The 19919-nt window shown below is 52.7% G+C and carries 17 protein-coding genes and 3 tRNA genes; 18 read left to right on the forward strand and 2 right to left on the reverse strand.

The window, feature by feature from the left end:
* Window positions 1-4 precede the first annotated feature (4 nt).
* Window positions 5-1606 (reverse strand): transposase, encoded by a 1602-nt coding sequence (locus GCWU000341_RS01605; RefSeq protein ID WP_009213931.1) that lies wholly within the window; start codon window positions 1604-1606, stop codon window positions 5-7.
* Between the two features lie 254 nt (window positions 1607-1860).
* Here GCWU000341_RS01605 and GCWU000341_RS01610 point away from each other — a divergent pair, with 254 nt between their 5' ends.
* Window positions 1861-2766 carry a hypothetical protein gene (locus tag GCWU000341_RS01610; protein ID WP_009213933.1) on the forward strand — a complete coding sequence of 302 codons (906 nt, stop codon included), beginning with the start codon at window positions 1861-1863 and terminating at the stop codon, window positions 2764-2766.
* Between the two features lie 163 nt (window positions 2767-2929).
* Entirely contained in the window at window positions 2930-3853 is a 924-nt protein-coding gene (locus GCWU000341_RS01615; protein ID WP_009213934.1) for a hypothetical protein, read from the forward strand.
* 138 nt (window positions 3854-3991) lie between these two features.
* Here GCWU000341_RS01615 and GCWU000341_RS01620 read toward each other — a convergent pair whose 3' ends face one another.
* Window positions 3992-5389 (reverse strand): transposase, encoded by a 1398-nt coding sequence (locus GCWU000341_RS01620; protein WP_242651593.1) that lies wholly within the window; start codon window positions 5387-5389, stop codon window positions 3992-3994.
* 630 nt (window positions 5390-6019) lie between these two features.
* On the opposite strand from GCWU000341_RS01620, the gene GCWU000341_RS01625 reads away from it, so the two are divergent.
* The 16 genes from GCWU000341_RS01625 (at window position 6020) to GCWU000341_RS01705 (ending at window position 19874) form a co-directional block, all read left to right on the forward strand.
* Window positions 6020-6430, forward strand: coding sequence for a hypothetical protein (locus GCWU000341_RS01625; protein WP_009213936.1), 411 nt, complete (start codon window positions 6020-6022; stop codon window positions 6428-6430).
* Between the two features lie 59 nt (window positions 6431-6489).
* Window positions 6490-6560: transfer RNA gene (locus tag GCWU000341_RS01630), tRNA-Gly, on the forward strand.
* Window positions 6561-6563: 3 nt separating this feature from the next.
* A tRNA-Phe gene (locus GCWU000341_RS01635) sits at window positions 6564-6636 on the forward strand.
* Between the two features lie 29 nt (window positions 6637-6665).
* Window positions 6666-6737, forward strand: a tRNA-Gly gene (locus tag GCWU000341_RS01640).
* 316 nt (window positions 6738-7053) lie between these two features.
* On the forward strand, window positions 7054-8550 hold the full coding sequence (locus GCWU000341_RS01645; protein ID WP_009213939.1) for a sugar ABC transporter ATP-binding protein: 1497 nt from the start codon (window positions 7054-7056) through the stop codon (window positions 8548-8550).
* A gap of 35 nt (window positions 8551-8585) precedes the next feature.
* Window positions 8586-9596 (forward strand): ABC transporter permease, encoded by a 1011-nt coding sequence (locus GCWU000341_RS01650; RefSeq protein WP_040653219.1) that lies wholly within the window; start codon window positions 8586-8588, stop codon window positions 9594-9596.
* A gap of 141 nt (window positions 9597-9737) precedes the next feature.
* Window positions 9738-10775, forward strand: a complete 1038-nt coding sequence (locus GCWU000341_RS01655) for an ABC transporter substrate-binding protein (RefSeq protein ID WP_009213941.1) — start codon at window positions 9738-9740, stop codon at window positions 10773-10775.
* 302 nt (window positions 10776-11077) lie between these two features.
* Window positions 11078-12067, forward strand: a complete 990-nt coding sequence (locus tag GCWU000341_RS01660; protein ID WP_040653221.1) for an ROK family protein — start codon at window positions 11078-11080, stop codon at window positions 12065-12067.
* The gene (locus GCWU000341_RS01665) at window positions 12064-12837 is read left to right on the forward strand and encodes a response regulator transcription factor (RefSeq protein WP_009213944.1); all 774 of its coding nucleotides are present in this window, start codon (window positions 12064-12066) and stop codon (window positions 12835-12837) included. Before GCWU000341_RS01660 ends, GCWU000341_RS01665 begins: the two co-directional genes overlap by 4 nt.
* A complete protein-coding gene (locus GCWU000341_RS01670; RefSeq protein WP_009213945.1) occupies window positions 12834-13916 on the forward strand; it encodes a sensor histidine kinase in 1083 nt (360 codons plus the stop codon). Before GCWU000341_RS01665 ends, GCWU000341_RS01670 begins: the two co-directional genes overlap by 4 nt.
* Window positions 13906-15381: a hypothetical protein gene (locus GCWU000341_RS01675; protein WP_155812558.1), complete on the forward strand. Its 1476-nt coding sequence runs from the start codon at window positions 13906-13908 to the stop codon at window positions 15379-15381. The genes GCWU000341_RS01670 and GCWU000341_RS01675 overlap by 11 nt, the downstream gene beginning before the upstream one ends.
* Window positions 15382-15769: 388 nt before the next feature.
* A complete protein-coding gene (locus GCWU000341_RS01685) occupies window positions 15770-16273 on the forward strand; it encodes a CD3072 family TudS-related putative desulfidase (protein WP_040653225.1) in 504 nt (167 codons plus the stop codon).
* Window positions 16263-16856, forward strand: a complete 594-nt coding sequence (locus GCWU000341_RS01690; RefSeq protein WP_009213949.1) for a CD3073 family putative ECF transporter S component — start codon at window positions 16263-16265, stop codon at window positions 16854-16856. Before GCWU000341_RS01685 ends, GCWU000341_RS01690 begins: the two co-directional genes overlap by 11 nt.
* Window positions 16857-16886: 30 nt before the next feature.
* On the forward strand, window positions 16887-18038 hold the full coding sequence (locus GCWU000341_RS01695) for an ABC transporter substrate-binding protein (protein ID WP_050761870.1): 1152 nt from the start codon (window positions 16887-16889) through the stop codon (window positions 18036-18038).
* Between the two features lie 165 nt (window positions 18039-18203).
* Complete coding sequence (locus GCWU000341_RS01700; RefSeq protein ID WP_040652899.1) at window positions 18204-18866, forward strand: amino acid ABC transporter permease; 663 nt, start codon at window positions 18204-18206, stop codon at window positions 18864-18866.
* Between the two features lie 78 nt (window positions 18867-18944).
* Entirely contained in the window at window positions 18945-19874 is a 930-nt protein-coding gene (locus GCWU000341_RS01705) for a transporter substrate-binding domain-containing protein (protein WP_009213952.1), read from the forward strand.
* Window positions 19875-19919 lie beyond the last annotated feature (45 nt).

The following is a 19919-nucleotide window of genomic DNA, read 5'->3' on the forward strand; positions in this document are numbered from 1 at the left end:
TCGACTATGATTGCCCTGTAGGCTTGGGCCTGTTTTTACTTCCCTTGGGCCTGCCGGGTCTCCGCTTTACGACAGGCTGCTCCGATTTCTCTTTCGGAGACTTGGTCTGATTCTTACTTCCTTTCGGGCGGCCACGCTTCTTCTTGGGCGGTTCTTCCGGCTTGGGAAGTAGTCCCAGTGTCTGAAGGATCACCGTATGGGAAGGGTTGATCCGGATCAACTGCCAGTCCCCCCGATCCAGGCGGGCTTTCTTGGCCCGGACCAGGATAGAAAGCAGTTTCTTATAAGTGTAGCGTTCCAGCAGTCCCGCCTGGCCGAAGGTCTTCAGCAGGCGGAAGGTCAGGACGGCAGCAAGGAAATCGCAGAACTCGCTGCCAATGACGGAGTAGTCATCATGGACCCTGGTCTCATCGAAATCGCAGGCGGATTTATAGAACCGCATGACGATCTCGATCTCCCACCGCTTGCTGTAAGCCTTATAAGCGACTTCCGGCGGGATATCCAGATCACACTCCAGCACGATGGTCCCGAAGGTCCTCTGCTTCTTCTTCAGAACGTCCAGGTCATAGGTCCCGTTCTCCTTTGCCCTGCGGAGCCAGTCCTGTTCTTCTGCGGCAGCTTTGCTGCTGTCCCGGAAGGAGTAGAGCCATTTATCAAGGCCCTCGCACTTCTCTTTCCGGTAGGTGATGCTTCCATCGCCGGGCAGGATTCCGGTAAAGTCAAGCATGTGATGCCGTTCAATGAACTTGGAGTTCCGTTTGATCGGATTGAGGTAATGCAGATCCGGGTGCTCCACGAACTGTTCGTGAGCGGCTGATTCGGGGAAACCCTTGTCAGCAACAATGATGCCCTTTGTGATCCGGTTCTCAGTAATGAAGGATTCATAAGAAGTGGAATCCAGCATGTTTTCTGGGAAGCACTTGGAGCAGACCAGTTCCATCTCTTCCAGGTCGAAGGCAAACAGAACGGAAATATCTCTGCGTCCTTTGATTTTCGCCTTCCAGGAGAAGTCGGAGAGGGAATTGACACTCGATTCATCCGATTTCAGAGTCCCATCGACCAGGAGGTGATGATCCATTGAAACAGCAGCTGTACGATTCCGCATGAACTGCACGATCTTTGAAACAGCCTTGCCGAGATTTTGGAGGAAAGCAGACACTGTGTTCTTTGAAAGTGCTACATCGGGATACAGCTCCGATAGAAAACAGTCGTCATATGCAGCCTTCAGCTCGTTGTCCTTGATCCCGGGGTCACAGACCCGGAGGATGGCAATACAGTAGAGCTTCTGGGCGTCAGCCTGGCAGTAAACTTTCTGGAGTTCAGGCAACATTCTGCGGAAAACATTGTCAAAGAGAATGATGTCCGCCCAGTCTTTCATGTCGATTCTGGCCTGGCTGACGGGAGCGGTGGTCTCCTTTATGATCGGAACATACCGGCCGTCAATGATGTGGCCGATGGTCGGGCCATTGACAGGAAGATGTCTTCCATCGATGTTCCTGCAGCCGACCCGCTGACGGACTGCAAACCGGTCCTTGTTCTTGCCATATGCGATAACGACTGTGTTCTTAGGGCGTTCTACGGCGAGGATTTCTTTCGGAATTGGCACTTTCAGGCCTCCTTTTGTATAGCCTTATTATACATCTAATTAGGCTATATATCAAGGAAACGGGGCGGAAAATGTCGACAGATTTTCAAGATACGGATGCTCAGAAAGGCTAGTTTTCAGGGCTTTACGAGCGGACAGGTAAACCAAGTAATAACGGCGGCAACTACAGAAGCGAAAGTATAGGCTTTCCTATAGTCCAACCGTTGGGAAAGTTGTAGTTGATTTAGCTTCTGGAATCATCATACAAGGAGTATATGAAAAGATTTGTGACATGGACCCTTGCGCTGACCCTTGCGCTTCCACTCGTTGCCTGCGGCGGCAAAAAAGCGGAGACGAAGAGCGAGACCGTAGCGACAAGCGAGACTGTAGCGGCGAGCGAGACGAGCGGCGAGGCAGAAAAGCCCTTTACCATTCAGTCCTTCCAGGCCGTCGACAAGCAGGATTACGGCATCCGCGTCGATGGGTATATGATGGACCCGAACGACAATGGATTTATTTCCTTCAGGTTGCAGAACAAAAGCGAGACGGTATCGTATCGCTTCCTCTTGGATTCCTTCACCGGAGACGGCATCCGCCTCTACGGCCCTATCAATCAGGTCGTGGAGCCGGGGCAGGAGGTTCCGGTACAGCTCCAGGTCCGGGCGAACCCGAACTATAAGCTTCAGGATTTCGGCGACCTCGAGTTCCGCTTCCTGGTTCAGGATTCGAAGCTCTCGGTCTATACGCCGGAAAAGGATGATGTGTTCCACATCTACCCGAACGGAGAAAACAGCAAGGTTCACTATACTTGGAAGGAAAAGGAAGGCGATAAGCTCCTCGATGAGAACGCGTACTTCAAGGCGACAAACACCGGTGTCACGAAGGACAAGTACGGCAATTACATCTTGAACCTCTATCTCGAGAACCGTTCCGATAAGCTGATTACCCTGTATATCCAGGGCGGCGCAGTCAACGGCATCCCGATTGAAATGAATAACTTCCATGTTGTGGGGGCGGGACAGTCCGCGTTTGTCCCGATTTTCTGGGATCATTCCTACGTTGAGGACACGAAGGTCGAGGCGATTCAGAATCTGAGCTTCAACCTCTTTGTGGATGAGGGGAATACCTTCGTGATGTCGGAGCATCCGGCGCTCGAAAAGGCCTATACCGTGGAACAGTAAACCGTAAGGCAGTCCCGAGGGGCTGCCTTTTTTGTCGCAGTGAGCATATTTTGAATAAAACGACGGATATCATGCGAAACAATCGCGATAATATTGTAAAGCTTGACGGGGCGTGCTATGCTTTCCCGGTGAGCGCGTAAACCTTACAGAACGGAGGAGACAGATGAAAAAGCGCACAGTATTTGCACTGGCATGTATGTTGGCACTTTTTGTGTCGGGCTGCGGCGGCAAGAAGGCGGACGCAAAGAGCGCAGAGACCACTGCGCTTACAGAGAGCGCAGAAACCACGCTGACCGCGGGGAGTGGGGCTGAGATTGAGAAGCAGGAAAAAGGGGAGAAACCCGCGTTTCAGATCACCCCGTTTCAGGCAGTGGACAAGGAAGACTACGGCGTCAAAATCGTCAATTACGGAAATGTCGGCGAGGACCAGGAATACCTGCAGCTCACGCTGCAGAATAAGAGTGCGGACAAGAGCTATGTCTTTGTGCTAAAGAACCTGGAGGGCGACGGCATTGTGCTCAGAACGAGCGGAATCAGCGAGACCGTTGAGCCCGGACAGGAAAAGCAGGTCAATCTGATCTTCCAAAAGAATAGCACCTACAGCTTACAGAGTTTCGGTGATTTGACCTTCCGCTTTGCGATTGTGGATAGCAATGCGAAGAATCAGAAGGGGGAGACCGATGTGTTCCACATTTATCCCTACGGCGAGAACAAGGAAGTGAACTATGTTTTCGCGCCGAATGACAGCTACAAGCAGCTTGATGACAATGAGATTTTTGAAGCAGTCGTGACAGAGTGCAAGCAGGACCAATTCGGGAATGAGAATGTGTTTTTCTATCTCCGGAATAAGACAAACAAGCGGCTCTATATCAACAGCGATAAGGGCAGCGTGAACGGAGAGACGCGTAGCACAACGCGCTACTTTGAGGTGGGTCCGGGACAGTCCCTGTTCGGGTTTATCACGTATCAGGATCTCACGATCCCGGAGGCGGAGATCAAGGAACTGCAGTTCAACCTGCGGGTGCAGGATGTCGACAATCTGGTGAACGGGCCGCTCCTTGATAAGAGCTATACCATCACACCGTAAACAAGAAAGCAGCAAAAGAGCAGCCGGAGGACGGTTGCTTTTTTGTTGGGAGAAATATCAAATAGTAGTTTCCCAACCAGTGAGACTATATCGACAATGACATAGTCTTAGGTGGATGTTCTCTTCAGTGACCTATTGTCACATTGATGGCTCAGGCGGAGCTGACTTCGGCTTGTTTTTGCTGCCCGGCGGTCTGCCGCGTTTACGCTTTACCGGCTGCTCCGCCTGATCGGATGGTGCTTCAGTCTTCGGACGATCCAGGTGAGAAGGATTCCTCCGTACAAGCTGCCAGTTTTCGCTTCCGACACGCGCTTTCTTCGCCCGGATTAGCACGGAGAAGATCTTTCTGTAGGTGTAATCCTCAAGAAGACCTGCCTTGTCAAAGGCATCGATCAGGCGAAAGGTCAGGAGCGTTGAAAGGAAATTACAAAACTCACTGCCGATCACAGAGTAGTCGTCCTGCACGCGGGTCTCATCGAATTCACAGGCAGATTTGTAATACCGCATGACGAGCTCGATCTCCCAGCGCTTGTCATAAGCTTTGCAGGCAATCTCCGGAGGAAGATCCAGATCACACTCTAGTACGATCGTGCCGAAAGTCTTCTGTTTCTCCCTGAGATTCTCAAGGCTGTAGGTCTTTTCCTTCTTTGCCCGGCGCAGCCAGTCACTTTCTTCTTTGGCGGCCTTGGCACTGCTCCGGTAGGAATAGAGCCATTTGTCGATGCCAACGCACTTTTCCTTGCGGTAAGTGATGCCTTCATAGCCGGGCAGGATCGCCGTGAAGTCCAGCATGGAGTGCCGCGCAATCAGCTTGGAGTTACGCTTTATCGGGTTAAGATAATGCAGATCCGGATGGCTTTCAAACTCCTCGTGAGCTGCGGATTCCGGGAAGCCTTTATCACCGACAATGATTCCTTTGGTGATCTGGTTCTCTTTGATGAAGGCTTCATAGGAAGTGGCATCCAGCATATTTCCGGGAAAGCACTTGGAGCAGATCGGCTCCATCGCTTCCAGATCGAACGCGAAGAGAACAGAGATATCTCTTGTCCCCTTGGTCCGGGCTTTCCTGGAAAAATCGGAGAGAGAGTTTACTTTGGATTCATCCGACTTGAGCGTTCCATCGACCAGCAGATGGTGATCCGGGGAGACAGAGGCTGTCCGGTTCCTCATAAAGGTAACGATGCGGGACATCGTCTTTCCAAGATCGTTCAGGAAGGTCGATACCGTGTTTTTCGATAAGGATACGTCGGGATACCGTTCTGACAGAAAGCTGGTCTCATATGCCTCCTTAAGCTCAAAGTCACGGATGCCTTTGTCACAAACCCTCAGCAGTGAGATGCAGTAAATCTTCATTGCGTCACTCTGACTGTATACGGCAAACAGTTCATCCTGGATGCTTTTAAACAATCGGTCGCAGAGGACGACACTGGCCCAATCCTTCAGATCAATCGGCGAAAGAGAAACGTCCTGCGGAGCACTCTTTTCGATTGGAACATAGGCACCATCAACGATGTGGCCGATCGTAGGACCGTTCACCGGAAGATGTCGGCCGCCTGCGTTTCTGCAGCCGACACGCCGGCGGACAGCGTATCGCTTTTTGCCGCTCCCATAAGCAATGACAACTGTGTTCTTAGGGCGCGGGACATCTAGAATTTCACGTGGAATCGGCATAACAGGTCTCTCCTTTCGTATAGTCTGATAATAGCATATATTAGACTATATTCCAAGAGAAACATGCCTGAAATGTCGACAGAATTGTCGACAGAATTCAAGGAGCTGAGTGTCAAAAAGGAGGGCTTTTGGTGCCATATCTGACTGAAACGGGCCAGCCGGAAACGGAAATATAGGGATCAGCCCAAAAAGCAGGTTTCGTATAGGCTGTTATATAGTCTCATCGGTTGGGAAAGTATTATTCAATACAACCCTGTAGTCCTCTGTATTTTACATCAGCGACAGCAAAGGTGCTCCGAGGAATCGGACTTATTTCCCGGGATCATCCCGGCGCTTTAAGAAGCAGTAGAATCCCTGACGGGAAACGGGAAGCACACCGCAATAAAGCGCGGTCTTTCCCAAAAACAGGTGTGCTTCAAGTTTCACTGTATCTGCATAAGACCAAGAATTATCTGCATATAAGAGAGTATAATTATGTGCAGATAGGGGCCTCTAATGAGAAGATTTGATTATTCTTTTCTTAATAACGGACTATTGCCTGCAAAGCTCATGAATATTACGGCAAGCATTGCTTCCCTGAAAACCATGGCAAGTGTTCGAAAAGAGGAACATATCTGTGTATTCACGGAATTGGAGGCTATTGCAAAAGTGCAGTCCGTTAAGAGTTCCAATGCTATTGAAGGGATTGTGACCAGTGATGAGCGTATCGCAGAAATTGTGAATCAGAACAGTGCACCACTAAACCACAACGAGGCAGAGATTGCCGGATATCGTGATGCCCTAAATGAAATACACTTGGGATATGAACATATCAATCGGTCAGGTAAAGGCAGCAAGGAAGCGGGAATCCCAGAGAATACCTTCAGCCGCAAATTCGCTCGGCAAATTCCTGAGATTTCGCCTTGACAAAAGCCTGGACATCTTATAGAATATCGTTCGTGCCCTTGAGACTGAGGGCGCGAAATGCGGGTGTAGTTCAACGGTAGAATGTCAGCCTTCCAAGCTGAATACGTGGGTTCGATTCCCATCACCCGCTCTTGCCCAGATAGCTCAGTCGGTAGAGCAGAGGACTGAAAATCCTCGTGTCACTGGTTCGATTCCGGTTCTGGGCATTCTCAGAAAAGCTTTTGCTTTCGAGTATGCGCGAGTAGTAGAGTGGTACTACGTCTCCTTGCCAAGGAGAAGGTCGCGGGTTCGATTCCCGTCTCGCGCTTTTTTTAATGCGTAGGTTTCATTGCTCATGCGGGCAGCATGGCAAGGCATGCTTTTGGGAAAGCAGCCTGGAGCTTCCTTCCTTTGGAAAGCAGTCCGGAGCTTTGGAATAAGCGGCGTCTCCGAATCTACCGGGGACGCCGTCTTTTTATTTCTGTGCCGGAGAAAATATCGCAAAAATTTCACCGGAAATAATAAGTTTTCCGGACTATGCCTCCCCGCTTATCGGATTATAATTGAAATAGAGATCATAAATTCGTGGATATACGATAGTATTTTGGGGATTATTTCGGTTTTTCCATGGGGAGAGCAGAGCGATGGAGAAGCTTGTTTCAATGAAGGGGATCACGAAGACCTTTCCCGGAGTTCTCGCCCTGGATCAGGTGGACTTCGAGCTGGAAGCGGGAGAGGTCATGGCCCTTCTGGGGGAGAATGGGGCGGGTAAATCGACGCTCATGAAGGTTCTCAGCGGGATCCACGGGAGAGACGCCGGGGAGCTTTGTATCCTCGGGAAAAATTACGGTGATCTCTCCCCGAAATCCGCGCGGGAAGCGGGAGTGGCGATCATCCATCAGGAGATGAATCTCTGCAATCAGCTGACAGTGGCGGAAAATATCTTCCTTGGCAGGGAGCGAAGACACGGGATCTTCCTGGACAATGCGGCGATGAACCGCGAGGCGGAGAAATATCTGGAGGAGCTCGGGATCTCTGTCCCGGCAGACAGGATTGCGGGTGAGCTGCAGGTTTCCCGGCAGCAGATGGTGGAAATCGCGAAGGCTCTTTCTGTCCGGGCCAGGATTTTGATCATGGATGAGCCCACCTCGGCGCTGAGCAGCCGGGAGATCGAGGAATTATTTCGGATCATTCGAAAGCTGAAGGAGCAGGGACATGGGATCGTCTATATCTCCCACAGACTGGACGAGCTCTCTCACATCGCAGATCGAGTCAGCATCATGAGGGATGGGAGGATGGTCTCCTCCGGCAGCTTTTCGGAATACAGCATGGATCATATCATCTCGCTCATGGTGGGAAGAGAGATCAGGGAGCAGTATCCGAGAATAGACCGCGCTAAGGGCAGGAAGATTTTCGAAGTGAAGGATCTCAATGCCGGGAGAAAGGTAAGAAATATCGGCTTTTCTCTCTATGAGGGGGAAATTGTCGGGATTGCGGGACTCATGGGGGCCGGGAGGACGGAGCTTACGCGGGCAATTTTCGGTGCGGATCTCCGGGAGAGCGGATCGTTTTATCTGGACGAGAGGGAAATTAAGATCGAAAAGCCCGGGGATGCCATCCGGGCGGGAATCGTACTAGCCCCGGAGGATCGGAGAAAGGACGGACTTTGCACGAGGCTCTCCATCCGGCAGAATCTGGCGCTTCCGAATCTGGACAGGATCTGCCGGGGATTCGGAGTGATTGATTCCAGAAAGGAACGCGCGCTTTGCCGGGAAGCGATCGAGAATCTGAAGGTCAAAGCACCGGGGATGGAGACAGAGGCCGGACTTTTGTCCGGGGGAAACCAGCAAAAGATCGTGGTCGGGAAATGGCTGCTCAGAAATTCAAGGCTTGTGATCTTTGATGAACCCACGCGCGGGATCGACGTGGGCGCAAAGGTGGAAATCTATCAGCTGATGAATCGCCTGAAAAAGCAGGGGATCGGGGTTCTCTTTGTATCCTCGGAGATGCCGGAGCTTTTGGGACTTGCGGATCGGATTCTCGTGATCTGCGACGGGCGGATCACCGGAGAGCTCAGCGCGGCGGAGGCGAGTCAGAGCGAGATTTTGAAGCTTGCGACAGCCTTTGAGAAGAAAATATGAGAGGCACAGAGCCTTGCGGGAAATGGAGAGAGGATATGAAAGAGAAGAAGAACGCGCCCAAAAGGCTTCTGGAGATCCGGGGAATGGGGGGGGCTCTGACGGCATTTGCGGGCCTCATCATCATATATATCGTGTTTGGCCTGATCAATCCGAAGGTTCTGTCCCTTCAGAACATCCTGAATCTGCTCCGCTCCATGTCGAAATACCTTCTGATCGGACTGGGACAGAGTGTCGTCATGATCACGGGAAATATCGACCTCTCCATCGGATCGGTGGTGGGGATGAGCGCGATGATGAGCGCGACGCTTATGACGAGGGGTATTCCGCTGATTCCGGCACTCTTTCTGACTCTCTGCCTCGGGCTTTTGATCGGACTTTTGAACGGGATTTTGGTGGGGAAGTTCAAGCTGCCTCCGTTTATCGCCACGCTCGGCACCATGTTTGTTGCGCGCGGGATCGGCTATCTGGTAAACGGAAACCGCAATACGGATAATATCGCGGCCGTTCTCGGAAAGGGGGAGGGGGACCGCTTTCAGGGCTTTTTCTACTACGGAAAAACGCTCGGAATCTATAATACCTTCTGGATCGCGCTCCTCCTTTTCCTTATCTTCTATTTTCTTCTGGGGAAAACCCGGGTCGGAAGGCATATCTATGCGATCGGCTCCAATGCGGACGCGGCGAGGCTCTCGGGAGTGGATATCGTGGCGACTACGATTAAGGCCTATCTGATCAGCGCATTCTGTGCGGTTATCGTGGGCTATATCCTCTGCGCACAGGCCGGTATGGGCAATATGGAGGCCGGAAACATGTACGAAATGTACGGCGTCGCGGCGGGAGTCATCGGAGGCGTATCACCGCTTGGGGGCTCAGGGCTTCTTCTTGGAACCTTTGCGGGAGCCGCTCTCTGGCAGACTCTGGAAAACGGACTCAATATGGTGGGAGCGCAGGTTGGGATTCAGCGGATCGTCATCGGAGTGATTGTCGTACTGGCTGTTCTCACGGATGTGCTTGTGCGCTATGGCAGGCGCCGTCCCGCAGGTCACTGAGGACTGTGAAGCAGCATGACGGAAAGCTTCTCTTCCCTTTGGCATACGCGGGGGAAGAGGAATCATTATATATTTCAGAAGAGGAAGCAGCGGCCTTTAGGCCGGGGTAGGATAGAAGTTTATGCTTAGGGAGGAAAAATCATGAAAAAAGCTTTGGCGGTATTTCTGAGCAGCGCAGTGATCGCGGCAGCGCTCCTGTCCGGATGTTCGTCTGCGGGAACGAAGGGGACAGAGCAGCTAGAGAGCAGCCCTAAAACCGAGGAGAGCTCTGCTCCTGCGGATACGGGGAAGGAGGAGGGATCGTCTGCGGCCGGGGCAGATGCGGAGGCGGTCAAGGCGGACAAGCCCTATAAGATCGCCCTGATCACCATGGATTCCATCGACCAGCATTGGGTCAACCTCAATAAGGGAGCGCAGGAGGCGGCGAAGAAGGACGGCGTGACGGTGGATTTCATGTCCCCGGACACCAAGGATGATTCGAAGCAGATTGAATGCGTGAACAATGCGGTGGCCGGCGGCTATGATGCGATCATGATCGCCGCAAACGGGCCGGACGCGATCTCCGGTTCTCTGAAGGAGGCGATCGACAAGGGAATTAAGCTGGTCTATGTCGATTCTCCGGCCAATGTGGATGCGGAGGCGAGCTTTTCGACCAATAACAAGGAAGGGGGAAAAAGCGCGGGAGAGGAGATGCTGAAGGCCTTGAAGGCGAAGGGGATCGAGAGCGGTGATATCGGAATCATCAGCACGAATGCCTCTACTCAGTCGACGGTGGACCGCGATGCGGGCTTCCGGGAGGCCTTCGAGGGGACGAAGTTCAAGCTTCTGGAGACGCAGTATTGTGACGGTGATGCCGCAAAGGCACAGAGCATCGCGGAAAATTATATTACGCAGGGAGTCGTCGGAATCTTCGGCGCCAATGAGGGCTCTACGGCCGGTGCCGGGAATGCGATCAAGGCGTCCGGAAATTCGGATATCGTCGGTGTGGGCTTTGATAAGTCAGATACGATCAAGGGACTCGTACAGGACGGCTATCTGCTCTGCACCATGGCGCAGAATCCCGATAAGATGGGAAGCCTCGGCGTGGATGCCTGCGTAGAGGTTCTGAATGGAAAGACACTGGGAGGGAAGGTCACGGATACCGGAGTCTCTGTGCTGGATAAGAGCAATATCCAATAGAGTGAATTTCGGCAGTGACGAAACAGCATCGGCCGCGGAGTTTTGCCGCTGTGCCGTGAAATCATCGAAGAGACGGGGCCGCTTCCGGGAAGCTGCCCTGTTTTTTCAAAGCTGCTTTTGCTTTCGAAGAAGGAAACACTGCTTATCTTCTGATTTTAATGTCGATCAGTTTCGGGATGAGGCATAGGGATTCGCGGATTTACGCTTCGCTTTTTCCGCGTTCCTTACGCACAGCGGCGGCGTTTCGTGCCTTTGGGAGCGCGCTCATTATCCTGATTTCATCAGCGGATATGGAGGGAGAGATGGAAAGACTTTATATGGGGCTTGACATCGGCGGCAGCAAGTCCGCTGTGGTCTTTGGAAGAGAGCGGGGAGCGGAAATCGAGCTTTTAAAGCGCGAGGCGATAGAAACGGAAGCGGGGAGGAGGACGGCAGGAGAGTGCATAGAGGCACTGATCGGGCTTTCGGAGGAGATGCTTTCGTCCTTTGGGGGACAGAGACCGTGCGCTGTCGGAATCAGCTGCGGAGGACCTCTTGACAGCGGAGCCGGGATCATTCTGTCCCCGCCGAATCTCCCGGGCTGGGATCAGATCGCGATATGCGAAATCATGACGAAGCATTTCCGACTTCCCGCCTTCTTACAGAATGACGCCAATGCCTGTGCCCTTGCGGAATGGAGATTCGGGGCGGGGAGAGGGGCGGATAATATGATCTTTCTTACCTTTGGCACCGGCATGGGCGCGGGCTTCATCCTGAACGGACGTCTCTATGAGGGGAGCAGCGGAATGGCCGGAGAGATCGGACATATCCGGATGTCGGAGTATGGGCCTGTGGGCTATGGAAAGGAGGGATCCTTCGAGGGCTTTTGCTCCGGAGGCGGGATTTCGGAAATGGCCAGGACGCTTCTTTTGGAGAGGAGGCAGAGGGGAGAAAAGCTTCTGTGGGAGGGAAGAGAGCTGCGTGCGGAAGAGCTGAGCGCAAAGCTCCTTGCGAAGGCCGCGCGCCGGGGAGATCCCTTTGCGCGCTCTGTGTTTCGAAGATCCGCTCTGATGCTGGGGAGAGGATTATCCATATTGATTGATCTTCTGAATCCGGATATCATAGTGATCGGAAGCATCTATGAGCGCTGTGAGGACTTGTTTTCGGAGGAGATGCGAAGAGTGATATCGGAGGAGGCACTGAGTGGTCCCGCCGGAATCTGCGGGATCAGAGCGGCGGAACTGGGAGATCGGATCGGCGACTATGCGGCTTTGTCTGTGGCGGTGGATGGGATGATGCGGGAGATGAGATGATAAAGGTGCTGATCGCCGATGACGAGAAAAGAATCTGTGAACTGATTCAGATTCTGGGAGACTGGGAAGGGCATGGCATGGAGCTTAGCGGCACGGCGGAAAACGGGCCGGCCGCATTGGAAAAAATTGCGATGAGTCCCCCGGATATTCTGATTACGGATATCCGCATGCCCGGTCTCACGGGGCTTGAGCTGATCCGGGAGGCCAAAAAGCTTTCGCCCGCCCTAAAGACGGTCATTATCAGCGGCTACGCGGATTTCGATTATGCGAAGACCGCGATCGAGGAGGGAGTTTTCGCCTATCTGCTGAAGCCGATCCAAAGGCAGGAGCTGAACGAGGTCTTGGAAAAGCTGAAGCTTTTGATCGGGGGCGGAGGGGGAGAGGAGAGGAAGGAGGAATCCGAGAGGGAAGGGGAGTCAGAGAAGGAAAAAGCGCATCATGCCGTACGCCTTGCAAGAAGATACATCCGGATCCATTTTCAGGAGCAGATTACTCTGGAGAGCGTCAGTGAGAGCGTGGGCCTGACATCTTCCTATTTCAGTAATCTCTTTAAAAAAGAGATGGGAATCGGATTTGCCAGATATCTTATCAATGTGCGGATGGATGAGGCGAAGGAGCTTTTGAGAGAGACAAACCTCTCCGTGGCGGAAATCTGCCGGAGAGTGGGATATAATGACGCAAAGCACTTTTCCCATATCTTTGAGGAGACATCCGGGATGAGACCGAGCGTCTATCGAGCCTCTGCGGTCGGAAGCCGGGAGCTCTTATGAAGAGGCGGGGGAAGAGAGCGATCTCTCTCAAGATCATTTTTTTCTTGTTCATCGTTCTTGCTCTATTCCTTCTTGTGATCGCGACGGATCTCTTCTGCTCCGGAGAGGCATCCTTTTTTCGCTTTCGCGCTGTCTTTCTGCTCTTTCTTCTATTGCTCCTCTCTCTTTTCTTTTTCCTTTGCATTTATCGCCCTTACCGCTTCTATGAGGAGAGGCTTGAGCGGGTTCTCCGAGGCTATGCCGCTTTAACGGAGCTTTGCGCGGAGCTGCCCGCTCTGACACCGATGAATAAAAGGGAGCTGGAGCTGGTATCGGAGATCCTGAATTCCGCGGAGCTTTCGGAGCAGAGCAAACGGCAGGCGCAGTACCAGGCTCTGCAAAATCAGATCAACCCTCATTTTCTTTATAATACTCTGGACGGCATCCGCAGCGAGGCGCTGATCGCCGGGCTGGATAAGGTGGCGGAGATGACAGAGGCATTGGCCGCTTTCTTTCGATACACGATCAGCAATACGGAGGATCTGGTGACGCTGGAGGAGGAGCTTGAGAACTGCAATACCTATTTCAAAATCCAGAAATACCGCTTCGGGGATCGCCTTCTCATGAGGATTCTCATGGATGAGGAGGATAAGGCTTTTCTTCTGAAATGCATGATTCCAAAGCTGAGCCTGCAGCCGATTTTGGAGAACAGCATTATCCATGGGACGGAGCTGAAGCTGGAGCAGGGCTGCACAGAGATTCGGATCGAGAGAACGGACAGAGGGCTCCTGCTCACGGTTTCCGATAACGGGGTCGGAATGGATCAGGAGCACCTCAGGAAGCTCAGGAAAAGACTGGGAGATGCCAGGGAGGAGCTCTCGGCCGGAATTACCGGGACGGGCAGAGGGGGGATTGCCCTTTCGAATGTCAATCAGCGTATTCATATTCTCTTCGGGGAAGAGTATGGACTGCATATTTTCTCTGTGGAGGATATCGGTACGGATGTGGAGATCACTCTGCCCCTGATCCGGAGAGAAGCAGAGGAAAATTCCGAGAAAAGACGGCTGTATTCAGGGAGGAGCGGAAATCTTGAGATGTGAAATTCTTCGCATGGAAAAGGTGACATATCTGGGGCAGGACAATCCCGTTTTGCAGAATTTTGATCTTTGTATCATGCAAGAGGAAATTATGGGACTGCTCCCGATCAATCATTTTGGCATAGCGACTCTTCTCAAGCTCTTACTCGAAAATGATCCGATCTACTATGGATACATCTATTTCCGGGGAAAGCTCATTAACTCATGGAAGGAGAGCGGAGCGAAAAAAAGGACGCCGCAGCTTAGTCTGATCTCAGAGGAGAGCTCCCTGATCGAGGGACAGTCGGTGCTGAGCAATATCTTTGTCTATCAAAGGGGCTTCCGGGATTGGATCATTCGAAACCGCGTTCTGGAAAAGAGACTGGGAGGGATCTTTGAAGATCTTTCTTTAGAGATCGACCCCCGTTCGTCCGTGGAAAGCCTGGGGAGCTTTGAGAGGATTATCGTAGAAATCATCCGCGGCATCACAGCGGGACACTCTCTTATGATTTTCAATGAGCTGGGAGCTGTGCTCAGCGAGGAGGAGCTCAAAAAATTATATCAGATCATAAGATATTACAGGGAGAGGGGAATCAGCTTTCTTTTGATCAGCCCGCATTATGAGGAGCTCAAGATGATCTGCGATCGGACGGCCTTCCTGAAGGACGGGCAGATCATGAAGATCGCAAAAGACCAAAGAGAAGGAGAAGGGATCGCCTCCGCCATATCGAAAAATTATCGGAAGCAGATCAACTTTTATTTAAAAGACAGGAAGCTTTGGGATAAAATGACGGCTTTTTGCGTGCACTATCTCGGAAAGACGGAGAGACAGGGCTTCGAATTTACGATCCGAGAGGGAGAATGCCTGGTCTTACAATTCCTGGATTCAGCGGATTACAGAGATTTTTCGGACTGCCTGACGGGGGATGGAAGAAAGAGAGAGGCGGCTTTCCTGCTCGACGGACGCAGGATCCGCCCGGGGAGAGACAGGGAGTGCGCGGTCATCTGGGAGCAGGCGGATAAGAGCATGCTCTTCCCTGAACTTAGCTTTATGGAGAATCTTTGCTTTACCATGGAATTCGCCTTGGGAAATCCCATAAAGCGGAAAAGGATGCGGGATAGAATACGGAGGGAGCAGGAGGAGCTTTTCGGGAAGGGAATCGCCCGAAAAGCGGCGGGAGAGCTTACAAAGAGAGAAAAATATGCTCTTGTCTACCATCGGATTCTCCTGCAAAGGCCCAAGTTCATTTTTTGCATACAGCCCTTTAAGAATGCAGGACTTGCGCAGAGAGAAAGAATCTGGGAATTACAGAGAATGCTTTTACAAAACGGGATTGCACTGATTATTCCGACGATCAGTATGGCGGACTCTCTGTCCATTGCCGATCGCATCATCCGGCTTCATACACAGGGAGAGGCAGAGGAATGGAAGCGGATCTCCTTCCACCTCCTGCCGGACACCGTGCCCTTCCATGACCTTTATTCCTGATTCCATGAATCGATCTTTCATCCCCGTTAAGTTTTAAAAGCAGCTGTTTTACAGGATAGGGGCCCGGATTGGAATAAGCTTTACCGCTTCGCCGGGCTTTATCAGCTTTGTAAAATCGTTTCGCCGATTTTTTACAAAATCCGCATCCTGCATCGAGAGCTGATATGGGACTGCTTCCTGATCTTCGGGGGCGGAAATCGTGATTTTTCCAAATGATAGAAAAATAAAATAGATCAAAGGATTTCTAGTTTCTTTGTATATATAGCGGCAAAAAGTTGCTTGAGATGCCGAACTGATTTATGATCATCGTATTTCACTTACAGAGTCGAGGTTTATGGTTTATTTCGCTGATCGGCTCTGGAATTTTTCTGCTTTGCCGAGGGGAAATATGGATTTTCCGGGGAAAAGGCTGATACTCGTGTGTCACTGCATCTTGAATCAAAATGCGGTCCTGAGAGGCTGGGAGAGGGCGAGAGGCGCTTTCCCCTTTGCGGCGGATCTTATGAAAAGCGGGTATGGAGTGATACAGCTTCCCTGCCCGGAGCTTCTTTTTCTGGGGCCGGACAGGCCTCCCATGAGCTATGAGGACTATGCCCGTCTTTCCGGTTACAGGGAGCACTGTATCCGCCTTCTGGAGCCGGTGCTGAAGGAGCTTTCAATTTGCAGCAGAAAGGGATACCGCTTCCGGGGGGTGATCGCGGTCCGGGAAAGCCCGAACTGCGCGCTGAGTGAGAGAAGAGGGGTCTTTATGGAGCTTCTTTTTGAGCGGCTGCGCGAGCTTCATCTGAGCACGGATTTCATAGAGCTTCCCGTCTGGTATGCGGAGGGAGAGGAGAGGGATTTCAGAAAGAGGCTGGACGATTTTCTTAGGGGGAAAAGAGATGAGAGCTGAGAAAACCAGGATTTTGGTCTTATGCGCCATGGCGGTCGTGATCAATGTTGTATTGGGGGAGGCCGTTTCGGCGATGAAGATCCCTCTCCTCTTCCTGGATACGCTGGGGACGATTTTCATCTCGGCGGCTTATGGCATGGGCTATGGGATTTTGACCGGTGTGAGCACCAATCTCCTCATGGGAGTTGTGGGGGGAGCTGTGGCGATACCATTTGCTCTTGTCAGTGCGGCGGTCGCAGTCACCGTGTCGCTTTGTCGGAAGTTCAGTCATGGGCGCTTTCCCCTTCCTACCGCTGTCGTCGCGGGACTCCTTCTGTCTGTGATCTGTCCTATGATCGGTGCCCCGATTCGCCTTGCGCTTTTCGGCGGGCTGACGGGTTCCGGAACGGATATCCTGATCATGGCTCTCCGGCAGTCCGGAAAGGATATGATCAGCGCGACCTATTGGGGGGCTGTCGCGGGAAATTTTACGGATAAGCTTGTCTCCTCTGTCTTGGTCTCGCTCCTTTTGAACGGGCGTCTGGGAAGGCTCCTCCTTCAGGGAGAGAGGGGAGAAAAGCGGGAGATAAAATCCGGAAGGTGAAATTCTATCTTAATTAAAAAGGAGATGAAAATGATGAGGAAAAGACTGGCGGGACTTCTCGTACTGGGACTTGTTTTCGGACTCGCGGCCTGTGGAGGAAAGACGGGAGAGAGCGGAGCAGGAAGCAGCAGCGCCTCGGAAAGCGCGGGAGCGTCGGAGAGCGGCGGATCGGAGGCGGAGAAGGCCGAGGCGGAGAAGCCGCAGAAGACGGTTCGCATTAACTGGGCGAGGGATAACAGTGGAAATACCTTTCTGGAGCTTGCCATCGAAAAGGGCTGGCTCAAGGAAGAGGGGATAGAGATCACAGAGAAGCCCTTTGACGCGTCGAATGATGCGACGACAGCACTTCTTGCCGGGGATATCGACATCTTTTCAAACTATGGGACCAACGGTCCTCTGCAGACGATTGCCTCTGGAGAGAATCTGCAGATCATCGGGGGATATATGGCGACCGGCTGCATGCCCATCATTACCCGGACGGACAACCCGGAGGAATGGAAGGGCGTGGAGAGCCTGGTTGGGAAAACTGTCGCGGCGGATGCCTCGGACTATACGATCGCTGGGACTTTGCTGGAGAAGGGCTATGATCCGAAAACGGATGTGAAGTGGGTGCATTACCCGAACTACAGTGATATGACGGCGGCCGTCATCAAGGGAGAGGCGGACTATGCGGTGGTCGGCACCAGCAGAAACTTCGAGATTTCTCAGCAGCCGAAGCTGAAGATCGTCGCTTATCGAAGCGACTTAATGCCCTGGTACTCCTGCTGCCGGATGGTGGTCACGGACAAGTATCTCAAGGAAAACCGGGATACCATGAAAAAGGTCATTAAGACTCTTCTCCGTGCGCAGGCCTACTATGAGGCGAGCGACGCGAACAAGGAGGAGTGCAAGAAGATCCTGGGGAAGCGCATGAACGTAACGGAGGATTACCTGAACTCCTATATGAACAACGAGCACTTCCGCATCAGCGTGGATCCCCTGAAGCATGAGGTGGAGAGAGGCTGGAATATTCTTGGGAAGACCGGATTCCTGAGCGAGGGCTGGGAGAATATCAAGGTGGACGATCATATCCAGACAGAGCTCTATAAGGAGGCTCTGGACGAGGCGGAGAAGGATTACGGCTCGGAGAATCCGGAATTCTATAAGAAGATGCAGGATTTCTATACAGAGCACAATGCCTGATTCTTTATTGCGGGCCTTCTTCTGTCTGTGATCGGCGCTATGATCGGCGCCCCGATTTGCCTCGCGCTCTTCTACGGGATGCGGGAGGAACGGCAAGTTCTAAGGGGACAGAGATCTGACTCACGGCATCCGTATCCCGGGATAAGCGCGGGAAAAAGGAGAAGCATGTTTGATATTCATTACTTTCTGGAGGTCCTCCCCAAGGTTTTTGCGAAGACTCCGGTCACACTGGAGATCGCTCTGATCGCCGCGTTTTTCTCGCTTCTTCTCGGTATGATCATCGCGGTGATCGCCTACTACCGGCTTCCGCTTCTCTATCCCGCCGCGAGAGCTTTTGTCTCTTTCATGCGGGGGACCCCGATCGTCGCGCAGCTCTACTTCTTTTACTTTGGCGTGGCGGTTTACTCCGCTCTGGTCAGAGATATGACGCCGGTCACAGCGGTCTCTTTAGTGCTGAGTCTGAATGTAGGGGCCTTCATGTCAGAGAGCATCCGCGCGGCGCTCCTCTCGGTGGATGACGGGCAGCGCGAGGCGGCGCTGTCGCTCGGCATGTCGAATCTGCAGATCGTGCGGCGCATCATCATACCCCAGGCGCTCCGCGTGGCGCTACCGCCTCTCTTCAACGACTTTATCAATCTCATCAAAGCGAGCTCCCTGGCGTTCATGCTGGGAGTTCCGGATATCATGGGGGCCGCCCGCACGGAGGGCTCCCGGACCTACCGATATTTTGAGATCTACGGCGCGGTTATGGTGGTCTACTGGGTCGTCATCACGGCCTTTGATTTTTTGAGGAAGCTTCTCGAAAAACGCTGTGCGGCGGCGTTTTAAAGCCTGCCCCGGGGCGCAGAGAATGCGAAAGAGCAGGGAAATACAGGGAGATCAGGGAAAACACAGGAGGTAAGATAAGTGAAAAGAAAAGGGGCGGTACTTTTGACGGCAGTGATTCTCGGCTTCGCAGTGCTCCTCGGCGGCTGCGGCTCCTCCTCCGGCGGGAGTTCGGCGGAAAGCGGAAAAGCGTCAGAGGGAAGCGAGACGGCCAAAAGCGGGGAGGAGAGCTCCGCGAAAGAGCAGGAGAAGGCGGATTCCGGCCTCGCGAAGGATCGGAGCGTGAGAGTGGTGACCAGCGGCTCGGGAGAGCCCTACAGCCTGATCGATGACAGCGGGAAATGGACCGGCATCGACGCGGAGATCTGGGAGGCGATCGGGGAAAAGACGGGCTGGAAGATCGAGAAGCTGCAGGCGACCGGCTCCGGTGCGACCTTTGGGCAGCTGGATGCCGGCAGAGCGGATGTCGCGGCGAACTGCTATGCCGTTAACGCGGAGCGGACGAAGAAGTATCTGGTATCCGATCCCTACTACGGCGATGCACAGTGCGTCGTCGTGAAGCCGGACAGCGAGATTCGGAGCTTTGATGACTTAAGGGGAAAGAGAGTCGGCGTTCTGAATGGACAGGCTGCTCAGCAGAGCATCGAGGATATGGGGAAGGAAAAGGGCTTCGAGGTCACGCTCTATGAGGGAGATAACGGCTCCGCCGGCTATCAGGACGTGCTGCTCGGCCGTCTGGATGCCTTTGCGAGTACGGATTCCGCGGTCTATAAATGGGAGAACGGCACGAAGCAGGATCTCCGCTTTCTGGATGAGCGCCTCTACGCAAATGATGTCGCATATTATTTCCCGAGGACAGAGGAGGGAAAGAAGCTCCGGGATGAGGTCAATGTCGTTCTCGCAGGACTCATGGAGGATGGGACGATCACAAAGATCATCGAAAAATATATGTACTCCGATATGACACAGAACATCATTCCCTACAGTGAGCTCGGCTATACCGTCGAATGAGAGCTTGATCGGGCATACAGGCTGTCTCCCGGAGGAGAGAGGAGG

The organism is Oribacterium sp. oral taxon 078 str. F0262 (assembly GCF_000160135.1).
Taxonomy (GTDB): Bacteria; Bacillota; Clostridia; order Lachnospirales; family Lachnospiraceae; genus Oribacterium.